General features: G+C 74.2%; 12 protein-coding genes and 1 tRNA gene. 10 read left to right on the top strand and 3 right to left on the bottom strand.

Features of this window, described 5'->3' with window-relative positions:
* From BJ983_RS30055 to BJ983_RS30040, 4 genes are all read left to right on the top strand, one after another.
* The coding region (locus BJ983_RS30055) for an SAV_915 family protein (RefSeq protein WP_343054432.1) at positions 1 to 217 on the top strand (217 nt) is incomplete at its 5' end.
* On the top strand, positions 214 to 498 hold the full coding sequence (locus tag BJ983_RS30050) for a hypothetical protein (protein ID WP_179797195.1): 285 nt from the start codon (positions 214 to 216) through the stop codon (positions 496 to 498). The genes BJ983_RS30055 and BJ983_RS30050, both read left to right, overlap by 4 nt.
* Before the next feature lie 3 nt (positions 499 to 501).
* A complete protein-coding gene (locus tag BJ983_RS30045; protein ID WP_179797193.1) occupies positions 502 to 1,602 on the top strand; it encodes a hypothetical protein in 1,101 nt (366 codons plus the stop codon).
* A complete protein-coding gene (locus BJ983_RS30040) occupies positions 1,599 to 2,234 on the top strand; it encodes a hypothetical protein (RefSeq protein ID WP_179797191.1) in 636 nt (211 codons plus the stop codon). The genes BJ983_RS30045 and BJ983_RS30040 overlap by 4 nt, the downstream gene beginning before the upstream one ends.
* 4 nt (positions 2,235 to 2,238) lie before the next feature.
* Here the strand turns inward: BJ983_RS30040 and BJ983_RS30035 are convergent, their stop codons facing one another.
* Positions 2,239 to 3,105 carry an NAD-dependent epimerase/dehydratase family protein gene (locus tag BJ983_RS30035; RefSeq protein ID WP_179797189.1) on the bottom strand — a complete coding sequence of 289 codons (867 nt, stop codon included), beginning with the start codon at positions 3,103 to 3,105 and terminating at the stop codon, positions 2,239 to 2,241.
* Between the two features lie 73 nt (positions 3,106 to 3,178).
* Here BJ983_RS30035 and BJ983_RS30030 point away from each other — a divergent pair, with 73 nt between their 5' ends.
* On the top strand, positions 3,179 to 3,607 hold the full coding sequence (locus BJ983_RS30030) for a nucleoside 2-deoxyribosyltransferase (protein ID WP_179797187.1): 429 nt from the start codon (positions 3,179 to 3,181) through the stop codon (positions 3,605 to 3,607).
* Between the two features lie 98 nt (positions 3,608 to 3,705).
* Positions 3,706 to 5,136: a WS/DGAT/MGAT family O-acyltransferase gene (locus BJ983_RS30025; protein ID WP_179797185.1), complete on the top strand. Its 1,431-nt coding sequence runs from the start codon at positions 3,706 to 3,708 to the stop codon at positions 5,134 to 5,136.
* Here the strand turns inward: BJ983_RS30025 and BJ983_RS30020 are convergent.
* Together BJ983_RS30020 and BJ983_RS30015 are read right to left on the bottom strand one after the other, a co-directional pair.
* A complete protein-coding gene (locus BJ983_RS30020; RefSeq protein ID WP_179797183.1) occupies positions 5,133 to 6,620 on the bottom strand; it encodes a gluconokinase in 1,488 nt (495 codons plus the stop codon). The two genes, BJ983_RS30025 and BJ983_RS30020, sit on opposite strands and share 4 nt — an antisense overlap.
* Positions 6,613 to 8,121: a GntT/GntP/DsdX family permease gene (locus BJ983_RS30015; protein WP_343054431.1), complete on the bottom strand. Its 1,509-nt coding sequence runs from the start codon at positions 8,119 to 8,121 to the stop codon at positions 6,613 to 6,615. Before BJ983_RS30015 ends, BJ983_RS30020 begins: the two co-directional genes overlap by 8 nt.
* Positions 8,122 to 8,264: 143 nt before the next feature.
* Between BJ983_RS30015 and BJ983_RS30010 the strand changes: the two genes are divergently transcribed.
* The 4 genes from BJ983_RS30010 to nrfD all read left to right on the top strand — a co-directional run bounded on the left by BJ983_RS30010 (position 8,265) and on the right by nrfD (position 13,919).
* Positions 8,265 to 8,360 (top strand) — tRNA-Sec (locus BJ983_RS30010).
* Between the two features lie 61 nt (positions 8,361 to 8,421).
* Positions 8,422 to 11,658: a formate dehydrogenase gene (fdh, locus tag BJ983_RS30005; RefSeq protein WP_179797179.1), complete on the top strand. Its 3,237-nt coding sequence runs from the start codon at positions 8,422 to 8,424 to the stop codon at positions 11,656 to 11,658.
* A gap of 34 nt (positions 11,659 to 11,692) precedes the next feature.
* Complete coding sequence (locus BJ983_RS30000; protein ID WP_179797169.1) at positions 11,693 to 12,793, top strand: 4Fe-4S dicluster domain-containing protein; 1,101 nt, start codon at positions 11,693 to 11,695, stop codon at positions 12,791 to 12,793.
* 31 nt (positions 12,794 to 12,824) lie between these two features.
* A complete protein-coding gene (gene nrfD, locus BJ983_RS29995) occupies positions 12,825 to 13,919 on the top strand; it encodes an NrfD/PsrC family molybdoenzyme membrane anchor subunit (protein ID WP_179797167.1) in 1,095 nt (364 codons plus the stop codon).
* Positions 13,920 to 14,021: the final 102 nt, after the last annotated feature.

Here is a 14,021-nt window from a genome sequence, read left to right as displayed (position 1 = left end):
GGCCGTGTGCGAGCTGCGACGGCTGGTCGACGACCGGCTCGCGCTGCCGGTGTACGCCTCGGTCGAGGAGCTGGTGGCCCGGTGCGGGGGCGCACAACCGTGGATGGCGGTGCCGACCGGTCGGCTTCCGGCGCTCCTGGCCGCGACCGGCGCGGACGGTGTCGTCGAAGGCCTGGAGCTCCCCGCGGAGCTGCGCCACCGGGGTGGCGACCGGTGAGCACCCCCGGGTTCGACGTCGACGTGGCGCAGCTCGAGGGGATCGCGGCCGCCCTCGACGACGCGACCGCCCGCCTGGCCGCCACGGCGGCGGGCGGCGGCGACGTCCCCCGGGCCGGGGCGGTGACCGGTGACGTCGTCGCCTTCGTCGCCGCGCTCTCGCGGTCGGTGACCGAGCTGCTCGAGGGCACCGTGGTCGAGGCCGGATCGGCCCGCGCGGCCGCCGGCGCCTACCGCAGCAGCGACGCGCACGCCCGGTCCGCGTTCGGTGCCGGGTCCTGACCCGTGCCCATCGACACGACCATCGACGCCGACGCCGGGTCCTGCCGGGCCACGGCGCAGTGGCTCGACGTCGTCGGGCGGAACGCCGAGGACACCGCGGCCGGGGTCGACGCCGCCCGCCGGCGGTCCGCCGACGGGTGGGAGGGCGCCGCCGGCGACGCGTTCCGCGACCGGACCGGGCGGCTGTGCGACGTCGGCGACCGGGTCGCCGGGGACGCCCGGGACGCCGCGCGTCTGCTGAGCGAGTACGCCGGTGACGTCGACGCCGCCGAGGCCGCCATGGCGCGGGCCCGGGCGATCGCCGCCGACGCCGGTCTCCCGGTGGACGGCGAGCTCATCGGTGAGCCCACCTCCGGCACGGACCGGCATCGCCGCGCCTTCGCCGCGGCGGGCACCCTCGCCACCGACGCCCGGGCCCGCTACCTCGAGGCCCAGGAGCGGCTCCGGGCCGGTCTCGCCCCGTCGACGGACCTGCTGAACTCCCCGCAGTTCACGTGGGCCTACCGCGGGGCCCTCGTGCCACTCGCCACGGCCTCCACCCTGCACGGCGTGGCCGACGGCTGGAAGCGCGTCGGGGCGCACCACGAGGAGCAGGCCCGGCAGTGGCAGCGGGCGCTCCACGTCGGGCCGGCCGCCCCCGGGGCGAGCTCGGTGAATCCCCGCGCGCGCTACGAGGAAGCCCGCCGCCTCGCCGCCCGGGCCGACGCCGCGGCCGGCTCGAACGGCCGCCTCCTGCTCGGTCTGCAGGACCGGCCCGTCGTCGGGCGGGTGCTCGAGGGCGCCCGCAGCGCGCCCCTGCCCGACGGGGCGTCCGGCCTGCTGGGCCGGGCCGCGCCGGTCCTGCGCAACGTCCCGTACCTGAGCCTCGGCACCACGGCGCTGGGGATCGGCGTCGACGTCGCGGCAGGCCGCTCGGTGGGCTCCGCGACCGCCAAGAACGTCACCCAGACCGCCGCCTCGATCGCCACCACCGCCGGCGTCCTGGCCCTCACCGGGCTCGCCGTCGCCGGTGGGCCGGCCACCCTGGTCGCGATCGGGGCCGGCTTCGCCGTCTCCTGGGCCATCGGCGACCACTGGGACACCGTCGAGGACCGGGTCACGTGAGCCGCGCCGACGCCTGGGGGCTCGGCGAGGGCCCGCTGCCCGCACGCCCCGACCCCGCCACCGGGCTCCCCCGCCCGCCGGCGGCACCCCGCTGGACGATCACCGCGTCGACCGTGCACGGCACCCTGCACCTCGCCGTCGACGACACCCCGCCGGACGGCGTCCGTCCCCCGCCGCCCGGGTACGGCCCGGTCCTCGAGGTCCAGCGCGGCACCGACTACGACAGCCTGGTCTTCGTCGGCCTGCTGGCCGGGCTGCTCGGCGTCGGCGCGCTCGTCGACGTCCGGGTCCTCGGCTTCTGGTGGCTCTGGGCGGTCTTCGGGGTGCTCGCCGTCCTCGGTGTCCGCGGCATCCGCCGGACCTACCTCGCCGCCGGCGCCGACTACCTGCAGAACGGACGCATCCACGTCGACCTCTACACGCTCACCGAGATCGTCGTCGGCGTCGGCCAGGGCCAGCACTGGGTCACGCTCGTCGACCGCGACGAGCACCGGACCACGGCCCCGACGGGCGCGCTCCACGCCAACCCCGAGCTCTGGGACCTCGTCTACAACGGCATCCGCCACAGCGTCGCCGACGGGGCCCGGGTGCGGGGCACCGGCGCCGGCTACCTCCGGCCGCGCCCCCCGTAGGTCGTCATCCCGACGACGGGTCGGCGCGGCGCCGCAGGTCCTCCCACGCGTCGGTGACGATCCGCTCCGGCTCGGAGCGCCACGGCCGCCACCCCGTGTCCGCGGTGATACGGGCGTGGTCGGCGACCAACCGGGCCGGCTCGGCGACGGCGGGCCCGTGCCGGACCGGGACGACCCGCCCGGTCACGTGCCCGACCACGTCCACGAGCTCCGCCACCGAGGTCCCCCGCCCGGAGCCGACCGGGTACGCGCGCCACGTCCCCGGCTCGGCCGCGTCGACCGCCGCCACGAAGGCGTCGGCCAGGTCGGCCACGTGCAGGTAGTCGCGCACGGCCGAGCCGTCGCCGTTCACCGTGAACGGGCGCCCGGACAGGAGCGCCGGGAGCACGCGGGACGGGTCGGTGTCACCGGGCCCGGCCACGTTGAAGGCGCGGAGGCTCACGACGCCGGGTCCTCCCGCCCCGGCGAGGTCGCGCGCGAGGAGGTCCGCGGCGAGCTTGCTCGCGGCGTAGGGGCTGGTCGGGTCGAGCGGGGCGTCCGCGGCGACGGGCGCGTCGGACGTCGCGTACACCGCGGCCGTCGAGGCCAGCACGACCCGCGCGGTCGCCGGGCACGCCGCCAGCACCGCGCGCGTCCCGTCGAGGTTGGTCCGCCAGTAGCCGGCCGGGTCCTCCCGCGACTCGCGGACCCGCACCCGGGCGGCGAGGTGGCAGACGGCGTCGGCCCCGGCGACCGCCCGCCCGACGGCCACGGGGTCGGTCACGTCGAGAGCCGCGCGGGTGAGCGCGGAGACCGCATGACCCGCCGTCCGGAAGGCGTGCGCGACGTGACGGCCGACGAACCCACCGGCCCCGGTGATCACCACGCGCACGAGGTCTCCTCCGACGATGTGGTCTTCCTGCCACCGGACGACAGCAACGACGCTTTCCTGCCAGCGTGGGGGCGTGATCGCCTACGTCGCCAGCCCCTACGGGTTCGCCGAGTCCACGAGGCTCTTCTACACCGAGCGGCTGCTGCCCGTGATCACGCGGCACGTCGACGTGATCGACCCGTGGGCCGTCGAGCTGCCGAGCGGGGACGACCCCTGGCTCGCGCTCGGGGACGTGCACCTCGCGTCGATCGCGGACCGGTCGGACCTCGTGATCGCCTGTCTGGACCAGGAGCCGCCGGACAACGGGACGGTGATCGAGGTGGCGTGGGCCGCGGCGCACGGCAGGCCGGTGATCGCCTACCGCAACGACCTGCGCCAGGGCGGCGAGGAGGGCCTGCGCTACAACCTCATGATCGGGGCCGTGGTGCGGCACAGCGGCGGGGTCGAGGTGGGCTCGCTCGACGAGCTCGATGCGGCCCTGGCCCGTTTCACGGACACCTGAGACGGGCATCACCAAGATCGCGGTGAGGTCGACGTCATCCCCGGCGCGTGCGGGACGTCCTTCGCTGCACAGGGGCCGCGGCGTGAGGATGGTTTCGCATGGGTGTCATGTCGTTCCGGGACTCGATGTTCCTGCTGGCCGAGTCCCGGGAGCACCCGACCCACGTGGGGTCCCTGCTGCTGTTCGACCGGCCCGAGGACGCCGGGCCGGACTTCCTCAGCGACCTGCACCGCCGACTGGTCTCCGACCGCACGGTGGCGCCCCTGTTCGCGCGCCGCGCGGTGCGCACGGTCGGCACCCTCGGCCAGTGGGCATGGGAGCCCGACGAGGACCTCGACCTCGAGTACCACGTGCGGCTGTCCGCGCTCCCGCGGCCGGGCCGCATCCGTGAGCTCCTCGAGCTCGTGTCGCGCCTGCACGGGACCCTGCTCGACCGGCACCGGCCGCTGTGGGAGTTCCACCTCATCGAGGGTGTGGAGGGCGACCGCTTCGCCGCCTACTTCAAGTTCCACCACGCGATGATGGACGGCGTCACGGGCGCGCGGCACCTGCAGAAGACGCTCTCCACCGACCCCGAGGACCTCGACACGCCGCCGTTCTGGCAGGTCGACCCGCGGTCGCGGAAGAAGAAGCCGTCCACCGAGGTGGCGACGCGCGAGACCGGCGTCCTCGAGCGCGTCGGTTCGGCGGTCACCGAGAGCGCGCGGACGGTGGCCTCGGCGGTCGCCGACACCGTCCGCACCACGAACTCCGCCCTCGGCGTGGCGCCCGTCCTCGCGAACGCCTTCTACGAGGGGCTCGCCCACCGCGACACCGCGCTGCCCTTCGAGGCGCCGCACAGCATGCTCAACGTGCCGATCACCGGGGCCCGGCGCTTCGCCGCCGAGTCCTGGCCGATCAAGCGCATCCAGCGGGTGCGCGAGCGGACCGGGTCGACGGTCAACGACATCGTGCTCGCCATGTGCTCCGGCGCGCTGCGCCGCTACATGCTCGAGCTCGACGAGCTGCCCGACCGCTCTCTCGTCGCCGCCCTCCCGGTGTCGCTGGGCACCACCGGCTCGGGCAACCAGCTCGGCGCGATCCTCGTGACCCTCGCGACCGACGAGCCCGACCCCGGCGTCCGGCTCGAGCGCATCAAGGCCTCGACGAAGGCGGCCAAGGGCAACCTCGACCAGCGCGACCCGATGGCCGTCGCCGCCCTGTCCCTGGCCGTGGCCGCGCCGCTCCCCCTCGGGACCGTGCCGGGCCTGTCGTCGGTGATCAACCCCGGGTTCAACCTGATCATCTCGAACGTGCCCGGCCCGAAGGACCCGCTGTACTGGGTGGGCGCGAAGCTCTCCGGCCTCTACCCCGTGTCGATCCCGCTCGACGGCCAGGCGCTCAACATGACGGTGTTCTCCTACGCCGACAACATGGAGTTCGGCCTCACCGGCGACCGCCGTGCGGTCCCGCGCCTGCAGAAGCTGTTGACCTACCTCGAGGAGTCGCTCGTCGAGCTCGAGGACGTCGCCGACGCCGCGGACGGCTAGGAGGACGCACGCAGCTCGCCGACCACGTCGGCGAGCTGGTCGTGCACCTGCTCCACGAGGTCCCGACGACGGGTGTAGGCGTCGGCCGACGGCCCCGGCTCCAGGGTCTCGGTGATCGTGACGCGGTCCGCGACGTCCGCCAGGGCGTCCGGCCCGTCGTCGAGCAGGCCGACGCCCTGCAGGCCGAGCAGGGCCGCGCCGTACGCGGAGCCCTGGTGCCCGTCGGTGAACCCGACCGGCACCCCGAGCACGTCCGCGAGCAGCTGACGCCAGAACGGGCTGCGGGCGAAGCCCCCGGTCGCCCGGACCTCCTCGACCGCCATCCCCGCGTCGCGCACCGAGTCGAGCACCAGGCGCAGCTGCAGGCAGACCCCCTCGAGCAGGGCACGGGTCAGGTGCCCGCGGCCGTGGGAGCGCTGCAGGTTGAGGAACGTCCCCCCGAGACCGCCGTCCCAGCGCGGGGCGCGCTCGGCGAGCAGGTGCGGGATGGCCAGCAGTCCGTCGGCGCCGGCCGGGACGGCGGCGGCCTCGTCGAGCAGCTCGTCGGGGTCCGCGCCGAACGTCTCGGACGCCCAGTCGAGCACCACGCCCCCGTTGGTCACGGCGCCGCCGACCGTCCAGCGCTGCGGGGTGAGCTCGTAGCAGAACAGGCGGCCGCGCGGGTCGATCCCGGGACGGTCCACCGCCAGCCGCAGGGCACCGCTCGTGCCGATCGAGCAGGCCAGCACGCCGGGGCGGATGGCGCCGAGCCCGAGGTTGGCCAGCGGTCCGTCCCCGGCCCCGGCCACCACCGGTGTTCCCGACGGCAGGTCCCACTCCCGCGCCGCGGCCGCGGTCAGGCTCCCGACGACGGCGGTCGTGTCGACGATCCGGTCGAGCCGGTCGGGCGTGAGCCCCGCGAGGTCCAGGGCCTCGTCGTCCCAGCACCGCCGCTCCAGGTCCATCAGCCCGGTGCCGGAGGCGCAGGACGCGTCGGCCGCCCGCTCACCGGTCGCGCGGCCGACGACGAACTCCTTCACCCCGCCGAAGCGTGCGGGCGCGGCGTGCAGGCTGGGCCGCTCGCGACGCAGCCAGGCGAGCTTGACCAGCGGGCTCATCGAGTGGACGGGGGTCCCGGTCCGGCGGTGCAGGGCGAGCGCGTCGCCGCGTCGGCGGATCTCGCCGGCCACCCCGGCGGCCCGGGAGTCGGCCCAGGTGAGCAGCGGCCCGACCGGATCCCCGCCGTCGTCGACCCCGAGCAGCCCGTGCATCGCCGCGGAGAGGGCGACCACGGCCGGGCGGGTGCCGCCGGCCGCGTCGCGCACCGCGTCACCGACCGCCTCCCAGATGGTCTCCGGGTCCTGCACGGCGGCGCCGGGCTCCGGCTCGCCCAGCGGGTAGCCGCGGTCGCCCTCCCCCAGCACCACCCCCGTCGTCGTGAAGAGGACCGCCTTGGTGGAGGTGGTGCCGACGTCGACGGCGAGGACGGTCTCCGCCTCAGACAACGAGGCTCGCCGCCAGCACCGCGAGCAGGCCGACGACCGACACCAGTGTCTCCATGACCGACCAGGTGCGGAACGTGTCGCGGACCGACATGCCGAAATACTCGCGGACGAGCCAGAAGCCCGCGTCGTTGACGTGCGAGAAGAACACCGAGCCGGCCCCGATCGCGAGCGCGACGAGCACCGGCGACGCGGACGGCTCGGCGGCGAGGACGGGCGCGACGATGCCCGCGGCGGTGACCGTCGCGACGGTCGCCGACCCGGTGGCGAGCCGGATGAGCACGGCGACGAACCAGGCCAGCAGCAGGACCGGGACGCCGACGCCCGTGGCCGCCTTCGCGAGCGAGTCGCCGACGCCGGAGTCGACGAGGACCTGCTTGAAGCCCCCGCCGGCGCCGATGATGACGAGGATCGACGCGGCGGGCACGAGACCGGCGGCGGCGAGCGAACTCACCTCGGAGCCGGACAGGCCGCGGCGGAGGCCGAAGGTCCACGTGGCGAGGAGCAGGGCGAGCAGCAGCGCGACGATCGGCTCGCCGACGAACTCCGCGACCGAGCGCACCGGGGACCCGTCGGGGGTGGCGACGTCGGCGACGGTCCGCACGAGCATGAGGACGACGGGCAGCAGGATCGTCACGAGGGTGGCGGTGAGGCCGGGCGGCGGGTGCCGATCGGCGGGGTCGGCGCCCGGCTCGGACCCGGCGTCAGCGGTGGCACTCTGCTGGCGCCCGGCGTCAGCGGTGGCACTCTGCTGGCGCCCGGCGTCAGCGGTGGCACTCTGCTGACGCTCCGGGGAGGCGGCGGTGCGCACCAGCGACGCCGGCGGCTCGGCGTGCGCCCAGCGCGCGGCGTAGTGGGCGAAGAGCGGACCGGCCACGGCCACCGTCGGGATCGCGACGACGATGCCGATCAGCAGGGTCTGCCCCAGGTCGGCGCCCAGCGCGTCGATCGCGACGAGCGGGCCCGGGTGCGGCGGGATGAAGGCGTGCAGGGCGGACAGCCCGGCGAGGGCAGGGATGCCGACGCGCAGGATCGTCGAGCGGCCCTGCTCGTCCCGGCCGCCCTCGTGCCCGCGCTCCCGGTCGAGACGCATCGCGACGGTGAAGACGATCGGCAGCACGAGCACCACGCCGATCTCGAAGAAGAGCGGGATCCCGAGCACCATCGCGAGCAGCGCGACCGCCCACGGCAGCATCCGGTGCCCCGACCGGCGCAGCAGGGCGTCGGCGAGCAGGTCCGCACCGCCGGAGTCGGCGAGCAGCTTGCCGAGCATCGTGCCGAGGCCGAGCACCACGCCGACGTCCCCGAGCGTGCCGCCGACGCCGTCGGTGAACCCGTCGACCGTCTTCGACGGCCCCAGTCCGGCGACCAGCCCGAGCACGAGCGAGCCGACCATGAGGGCGGGGAAGGCGTGCAGTCGCAGCCGGGAGGTGATCAGCACGATCACGAGCGCGACGGCGGTCGCCGCGGTGATCACCAGGCGCGTGTCGGTAGCGGTCCACACGGGCGCGGACCTTCCCGATGTGGGACGCCCGTGAACCCGACGGAGCGGCTTTCCTGTCACGGGACGCCAGCAACGACGCTCCGCTGCCACGGGGGGGCGGCCCGGCCCTGCGGAGTGGTGGGACGGACCATAGGCTCGCCCGCGGAGGCGTCAGGGTTCCTGGTGGGCCCCGCGGTCTTCAACACCGACGTGGCCGGGTATCTCGGCCAGGCGGGTTCGATTCCCGTCCGCCTCCGCCACACGTTCCCCCAGGTCCCAGCGTCGGAGCCCGGGTCCACCACAGCACGGGAGGTCCACCTCATGGGCGTCCGTACCTGGCTCGGCGAATGGCCGATGTTCCGCCAGGCGACCGGTCCTGACCCGCTGGCCCGCGGCGCCGCCGTGCAGAGTCCGCGCACGAAGGTCCTCGAGCCGCGGACCGACACCGCCGACGAGGTGGTGAAGTCGGTCTGCCCGTACTGCGCCGTGGGGTGCGGGCAGAACGTCTACGTGCGCGACGGTCGGGTCACGCAGATCGAGGGAGACCCGGACTCGCCGGTGTCCCGCGGTCGGCTGTGCCCCAAGGGCTCCGCGTCGACCTCGCTGGTCACCAGCCCGTCGCGGGTGACGACGGTCCGCTACCGGCGGCCGTACGGCACCGAGTGGGAGGACCTCGACCTCGACACCGCGGTCGACATGATCGCCGACCGGGTGATCGACGCCCGACGTCGCGGGTGGCAGGACACCGACGACGAGGGCCGCGTCCTGCGGCGCACGCTGGGCTTCTCGAGCCTGGGCGGCGCGACGCTGGACAACGAGGAGAACTACCTCATCAAGAAGCTGTTCATGGCGCTCGGCGCGATCCAGGTGGAGAACCAGGCGCGCATTTGACACAGCGCCACCGTCCCCGGTCTGGGGACCAGCTTCGGCCGCGGAGGGGCCTCGAACTTCCAGCAGGACCTAATCCACTCGGACTGCATCGTCATCGAGGGATCGAACATGGCGGAGGCCCACCCCGTGGGCTTCCAGTGGGTGATGGAGGCGAAGCGCCGCGGCGCCACGATCATCCACGTCGACCCGCGGTTCACCCGCACGTCGGCGGTCGCCGACCTGCACGTGCCGTTCCGCGCGGGCGCCGACATCGCGTTCCTGGGCGGGCTCATCAGCTACGTGCTGGAGAACGGGCTCGACTTCCGGGAGTACGTGTCCGCGTACACGAACGCCGCCGACCTGGTCGGTGAGGAGTTCGCCGACACCGAGGACATGGCCGGCGTCTTCTCCGGCTACAACCCGGAGACCGGGCGTTACGACCCGGTGAGCTGGTCGCTCGAGGGCGAGGGCTACAGCGCGCCGGCCGCCGGTCAGCGCGACCACTGGGAGTCCCAGCTCCGCGAGCACCACGCCGCGATGTCCTCGGACACCGCGGGCGGGGCGGGCGACGCGGCCCACGCGACCGGGACGCCGGAACGCGACGAGAGCCTCCAGCACCCGCGGTGCGTCTACCAGGTCATGCGCCGGCACTACGCCCGCTACACCCCGGAGGCGGTCTCGCGGGTCTGCGGCATGAGCGTCGACCAGTTCCTCGCCGTCGCGAGGGCGATCACAGCGAACTCGGGGCGCGAGCGGACGACGGCCTGGGTGTACTCGGTGGGCTGGACGCACCACAGCGTCGGCGCGCAGTACATCCGCGGCGCGGCGATCCTGCAGACACTGCTGGGCAACATGGGGCGGCCCGGCGGCGGCATCCTCGCGCTGCGCGGGCACGCCTCCATCCAGGGGTCGACCGACATCCCGACGCTCTACGACCTGCTGCCGGGCTACATCCCGATGCCCAACGCGCACCTGCACGAGGATCTGCAGAGCTTCCTCGACGCCGACGCGGCGAAGACCGGGTTCTGGGGCAACATGGACACCTACCTGGTGTCCCTGCTCAAGGCCTGGTGGGGCGACGCGGCGACCGCGGAGAACGACTTCGCGTTCGACTACCTGCCGAAGCTGACCGGCGACCACGGCACCTACGGGATCGTCCGGGACCAGATCGACCGGAAGACGTTCGGCTACTTCCTCGTCGGCGAGAACCCCGCCATCGGGCACGCGAACGGCAAGATGCAGCGCCTCGGCCTCGCCAACCTCGAGTGGCTGGTCGTCCGGGACATGCAGATGATCGAGTCGGCCACGTTCTGGAAGGACGGGCCGGAGATCGAGACCGGTGAGCTGCGCACCGAGGAGATCGGGACCGAGGTCTTCTTCCTGCCCTGCGCGAACCACACCGAGAAGTCCGGCACGTTCACCAACACCCAGCGGCTGCTGCAGTGGCGCCGCGAGGCGGTGCACCCGCCGGCCGACGCGCGCTCCGAGCTGCACTTCTACTTCCACCTCGGGAAGCGGATCCGGGAGAAGCTCGCCGGCTCGACCGACGAGCGCGACCGCCCGCTGCTCGACCTGACGTGGGACTACCCGACGTTCGGCATCCACAGCGAGCCGGACCCCGAGTCGGTGCTGGCCGAGATCAACGGCGCCGACGCCGACGGGAAGCCGCTGTCGAGCTACACCGAGCTCAAGGCGGACGGCTCGACGACGGCGGGCTGCTGGATCTACACCGGCGTCTACGCCGACGGCGTCAACCAGGCCGACCGGCGCAAGCCCGGCTCGGAGCAGGACTGGGTCGCCGCCGAGTGGGGCTGGGCCTGGCCCGCGAACCGCCGCACGCTCTACAACCGCGCCTCGGCCGACCCCGAGGGACGGCCGTGGAGCGAGCGCAAGGCCTACGTGTGGTGGGACGAGGAGTCCCAGCGCTGGACCGGGCACGACGTCCCGGACTTCGAGGCCACCAAGCCGCCGTCGTTCAAGCCGGAGGAGGGGGCGACCCGTCAGGACGCCCTGTCGGGCACCGACGCCTTCATCATGCAGGCCGACGGCAAGGCCTGGCTCTACGCGCCGGCGGGCATGGCGGACGGGCCGATGCCGACGCACTACGAGCCCGTCGAGTCACCGGTCGCCAACCTGCTGCACGACCAGCAGGACAACCCGGCGCTCGAACGGATCGACCGGGCGTGGAACCGGATCAACCCGTCGCAGAGCGAGGTCTTCCCCTACGTCTTCATCACCTACCGCCTGACCGAGCACCACACCGCGGGCGGCATGAGCCGCACGCTGCCCTACCTCTCGGAGCTCCAGCCGGAGTTCTTCTGCGAGATCTCCCCGGCGCTGGCCGCCGAGCGGGGCCTCGAGCACATGGGGTGGGCGACCCTGGTCTCGGCGCGGACGGCGATCGAGGCGCGGGTGATGGTGACCGAGCGCATGAAACCGCTGCGGATCGGGGACCGTCAGGTGCACCAGATCGGGCTTCCCTACCACTGGGGCTCGAACGGAATCTCGACCGGCGACCCGGCGAACGACCTGCTGGGGGTCGTGATGGACCCGAACGTCCACATCCAGGAGTCCAAGGTCGCGACCTGCGACATCCAGCCCGGACGTCGACCACGCGGCCCCGAGCTCCTCGAGTACGTCGCCGACTACCGCCGCCGTGCGGGCGTCGAGCCGGGAGGGATCGAGTGACCATGGGAGACGCAGCGGAGCGGAGCTCGACCTCATGACCAACGTCTTCGACGCGTTCTCCGGGACGGCCAACTCGCTGTACGGCGAGCTGCCCGACCCGGCCGCGGACGCCGGGTTCGACCCCTCGCACCCCAAGCGGGTCGGGTTCTTCACCGACACCTCGGTCTGCATCGGCTGCAAGGCCTGCGAGGTGGCGTGCAAGGAGTGGAACCTCGTCCCCGACGACGGGACCGACGCGTCGGACCTGTACCGCCTCACCGGGATGTCGTACGACAACACCGGTGACCTGGGGGCCTCCACGTGGCGCCACGTGGCGTTCATCGAGGACGTCCGCCCGCACGGGTCCGCGACCACCGCCCACGGCGGCGCCGTCCCGGCGGAGCCCACGACGGGACACATCCCGAGCGGGCTGCCGGCCCTGGGCGGCGGCGCGCTGCCGAAGGCACCCCGGGACGCGGCGACCGCGCCGCCCGGCCCGGGTGGCACCGGGACGGGCACCGTCGACCTGCTGACCCTGCTCCCCGACGCCGGGGCGCACGGCCAGCAGACCCCCGACGACGAGCGCGACGTCCGGTGGCTCATGGCCTCCGACGTCTGCAAGCACTGCACCCACGCGGGCTGCCTGGACAACTGCCCCACCGGGGCACTGTTCCGCACCGAGTTCGGCACCGTGGTGGTGCAGGACGACATCTGCAACGGCTGCGGGTACTGCGTCCCGTCGTGCCCCTACGGCGTCATCGACGTCCGCGGTTCCGACGGCGGCGCCCACAAGTGCACGCTCTGCTACGACCGGCTCGGGAGCGGACTGGAGCCGGCGTGCGCCAAGGCGTGCCCGACGCAGTCGATCCAGTTCGGCGACCTCGACGAGCTGCAGGCCGCCGCGGACGCCCGACTCGCCGAGCTGCACGGCCGCGGGGTGAACGAGGCCCGGCTCTACGGTCGCGACGAGAACGACGGCGTCGGCGGCGACGGGGCCTTCTTCCTGCTGCTCGACGAGCCCGAGGTCTACGGGCTGCCGCCGGACCCGATCGTCACCACCCGCGACCTGCCCGAGATGTGGCGGAACGCGGCGCTGACCGCGGTCGGCCTCGGGGCGGCGGCCCTGGCCGCGTTCTGGAAGGGCGGCCGGCGGTGACTTCGGAGACGCAGCGGAGCGGAGCTCGACCATGACCGAGGATCTGAACCCCACGGGGATGCCGGAGCGGGCCCGGATCGACCACGACGCGGTGAAGCCGCGACGCGACAGTCCCCGCGGCGGCCGCAAGGGCGAGCAGCTGCAGGTGCCGGAGGCCGAGTTCCGCAGCTACTACGGGCGCCCGATCATCAAGGCGCCGGTGTGGAAGAACCCGGACGTCCCGCTGTACCTGTTCCTCGGCGGGCTCGCGGGCTCGTCGGCGGTGCTCGCGGCGATGGCGGGCCCCACGGGCCGGCCGTCGCTGCGGCGGGCGGGGCGGTACGCGGCCGTCGGCGGCGCCATGGGCGGCACCGTCTTCCTCATCCACGACCTGCACCGGCCGTCGCGCTTCCTGCACATGCTGCGGGTGTTCAAGCCGACCTCGCCGCTGTCGGTCGGCTCCTGGATCCTCTCCCCCTTCGCCGCGTTCGCGACGGCGGCGGCGGGCGCCGAGGCGCTCGCCCCGTACCTCCGCGGACGGCGGGGCGCGAAGACCCTGCAGGTCGCCGGCGACGCGGCCGGGGTCGGGGCGGCCGTCGTCGGACCGGCGCTGGCCACCTACACGGCGGTACTGATCTCGAACACCGCCGTCCCCACCTGGCACGAGGCGCACCGCCACCTGCCGGTGCTGTTCGCGGGCAGTGCCGCGGCCGCCGGCGGTGGCTTCGGCCTGGTGTTCTCGCGGGTCGAGGACAACGAGCCCGCCCAGCGCCTCGCGATCGCGGGCGCCGTGGTGGAGCTCGTCACCGAGGAGAAGATGACGCGGGACCTCGGGATGCTCGCCGACGTCTACGACAAGGGCCGCGCGAAGACGCTGATGACGGCGTCGAAGGCGTGCCTCGTGGTCGGCGCCGCCGGGGCCGTCGTGGGGCGGCGCAAGCGGTGGGCCGCTGCGCTGTCCGGGCTCGCCCTGATGGCCGGGTCGGCGCTCACCCGCTTCGGCGTGTTCGACGCCGGGATCGCCTCGGCCAACGACCCGGCGCACATCGTCGTGCCGCAGCGCGAGCGCATCCGTCGTCGGGAAGAGGCCGTGCAGGCCGGCACCACCCCGCCCGACCGGCACTACGTCCCCGCCGCGGGGAACTGACTCCAGGGGAATCGAACGGGCCGATCGTCACGGGAGATCGTGGCGAGCGGCCCGTTCGTGCGTTCCGGGGAGGACACCGGGCCGACGTGCGCCCGACACGCG

The organism is Actinomycetospora corticicola, from assembly GCF_013409505.1.
Lineage (GTDB): Bacteria > Actinomycetota > Actinomycetes > Mycobacteriales > Pseudonocardiaceae > Actinomycetospora > Actinomycetospora corticicola.
Note: the sequence above shows the minus strand (reverse complement) of the source record. Positions and strands in the feature narration are given on the sequence as shown.

What these genes read in the sequence shown, in the direction of transcription:
- BJ983_RS30025 (WP_179797185.1), top strand. Translation starts at nt 3,706, where the DNA reads ATGGGTGTCATGTCGTTCCGGGACTCGATGTTCCTGCTGGCCGAGTCC.
- BJ983_RS30000 (WP_179797169.1), top strand. Translation starts at nt 11,693, where the DNA reads ATGACCAACGTCTTCGACGCGTTCTCCGGGACGGCCAACTCGCTGTAC.
- nrfD (WP_179797167.1), top strand. Translation starts at nt 12,825, where the DNA reads ATGACCGAGGATCTGAACCCCACGGGGATGCCGGAGCGGGCCCGGATC.